Origin of the sequence: Streptomyces marokkonensis, assembly GCF_008312835.1 — a bacterium.
Taxonomy (GTDB): domain Bacteria; phylum Actinomycetota; class Actinomycetes; order Streptomycetales; family Streptomycetaceae; genus Streptomyces; species Streptomyces marokkonensis_A.
Genome location: NZ_VSKS01000052.1, coordinates 1 through 2,576 on the forward strand (window position 1 = coordinate 1; position 2,576 = coordinate 2,576).

General features: G+C 70.8%; 1 protein-coding gene. It reads left to right on the forward strand.

Going from position 1 to position 2,576, the window contains the following annotated elements:
• A partial coding sequence (locus F1615_RS35315) for an acyltransferase domain-containing protein (RefSeq protein ID WP_149553123.1) occupies positions 1–2,576 on the forward strand: 2,576 nt, incomplete at both ends.

The following is a 2,576-nucleotide window of genomic DNA, read 5'->3' on the forward strand; positions in this document are numbered from 1 at the left end:
CCCAACCCACCCCCTGGCCCCAACACCCCCGCCCCCGCAACGCCGCCATCTCCGCCTTCGGCGTCAGCGGCACCAACGCCCACCTCATCCTCCAACAACCACCCACACCCACAAACACAGACACCGACACCGACACCGACAAACCAGGAGACACCCCCGTCGCCCTCCCCCTCTCCGCGAAGTCCCAACCAGCACTACGCGCCCAGGCCGACCGACTCCGCCGCCACCTCGCCGACCACCCCGACCTCAGCCTGTTCCAGACAGCGACCGCCCTGGCCACACGCTCCGTCTTCCCGCACCGGGCCGTCGTCACCGCCACTGACCGGAACGAGGCGCTGGCAGCGCTCACCGCCCTCGCCGAGGGTTCTCCACACGCACTGCTGACCACCGGACGGGCCACGAGCGGGCCGGGCGAGACCAGCACGGGCAAGGTGGTGTTCGTCTTTCCCGGGCAGGGTTCGCAGTACGCCGGTATGACCCGGGAGCTGCTCGCCACCTCCGCCGGCTTCAGACGAGCCGTCGAGGAGTGCGAGGAGGCTCTCTCGCCCCACGTCGACTGGTCCCTCCTCCAGGTGCTCGAAGAGCACCCCGACGCTCCCGGTCTCGACCGCGTGGACGTCGTCCAGCCCGTCCTCTTCGCGGTCATGGTCGCCCTGGCCCGTCACTGGCAGGACACGGGCGTCCGCCCCCACGCAGTCGTAGGTCACTCACAGGGGGAGATCGCGGCCGCCCACATCGCCGGGGCTCTGTCCCTGACGGACGCGGCCAGAATCGTCGCCCTGCGCAGTCAGGCGCTCACCAGGCTGGAGGGACAGGGCGCCATGGCCTCCCTGCCTCTTGCCGCCCACAAGGTGCAGGAGCTCCTCGCCCCCTGGCCCGACCAGCTCACGATCGCGGCCGTCAACGGTCCGGCCCACACCGTCATCGCCGGGGACGCCTCCGCCCTGGAGGAGTTCCTCGACGACTGTGCGCAACGGGACGTCGACGCACGCAAGATCAACGTCAGCTACGCCTCCCACTCCCATCACGTCGACGCGCTCCACGACGAACTCCACCGGACCCTGACCGACCTCATGCCTCTCCCCGGTGACATCCCGTTCCACTCCACCGTCACCGCCGGTCCGCTCGACACCCGCGAACTCACGCCCGCTTACTGGTGGCGCAACCTCCGCGGGACCGTCCGCTTCCAGGAGACCCTCCAGGCGCTCCTGACCACCGGGCACCACACTTTCATCGAGATCAGCCCCCACCCCGTACTGACCCCGGCCGTCCAGGACACCGTGGACCACCATGCAGCCGGCTCGCCGGAGGGCATCACACCCCTCGTCACCGGCACGCTGCACCGCAACCGGCGCGACCACCACGCGCTCCTCACCGCACGGGCTCAGCTCCACACCCACCATCACACCCTCGACTGGCCCACCACCACGGCGCAGGGCCGCGGCACCAGGCTGCCGACCTACGCCTTCCAGCGCGAGTCGTACTGGCTCACGCCGCCCCTGTCGGCCGACGCGTCCGCCACCGCGCTCGGTCAGACGGCAGCCGGTCATCCTCTGCTCGGAGCCATCCTCGACCTGCCCGATCAGCGGGCGACGATCCTCACCGGGCAGATATCACTGGCGACCCACCCGTGGCTCGCCGATCACGCCGTGCACGACACGTCGCTGCTCCCCGCCACCGGCTTCGTCGACCTCGCGCTCCATGCCGGTGCCCATCTGGCCTGTCCGCACGTGCACGAACTGACGCTGCACGCCCCGCTGCCGCTCGCCAACGACACGTCGTACGACCTGTACCTCCTGGCGGAGGAGCCGGACGAGAGCGGTCTGCGCAGACTCGTCCTCCATTCACGCCCGCACGACCACGACGAGTGGACCCATCACGCCGACGCCGTCCTGGCCCCGCACCCTCTGCCGGAGGCCGGCGCTTCCGCGGACCTGTCAGGGGTCTGGCCGCCGGCCGGGGCCATCCCCCTCGACACCGACTCCCTGTACGACGATCTCGCCGTGCGCGGCTACCACTACGGGCCCGTCTTCCAGGGGATCACGGCCGCGTGGCACGTCGGTGACGACGTGTATGCCGAGGTCGCCTTGCCCCCGAACACCGCCGCCGAGGGCTACCGCACCCATCCCGCGCTGCTCGACGCCGCGCTCCAGGCACTCGCCCTGCACCCGGACCGCGCCGACGACACCGGAACAGCACTGCCCTATGCCTTCCGGGGCGTCACTCACCACGGCGGCCCCGCCGCCCCCACCTCCCTCCGGGTCCGTCTCACCAGGACGGGGCCGCGCACCCTCGCCCTGGTCACCAGTCACTCCGACGGCACCCCGCACACGACCGTCAGCAATCTCACCCTGCTGCCGCAGTCAGCCACCGCCGGTGCCGCTCCGCTGCACAGCGTGCGGTGGACACGCCGGCAACCCTCCCCCCACACCAGCACCGACACCCCCGATGTCACTGAACTCACCCTCACCCAAGCCCTCCACCAACCCCTCCCCACCACACCCCACCTCCTCATCCACCTCACCGACCCCGACACACCCCACCACCCCACCAACCACCAACCCCTCACCGACACC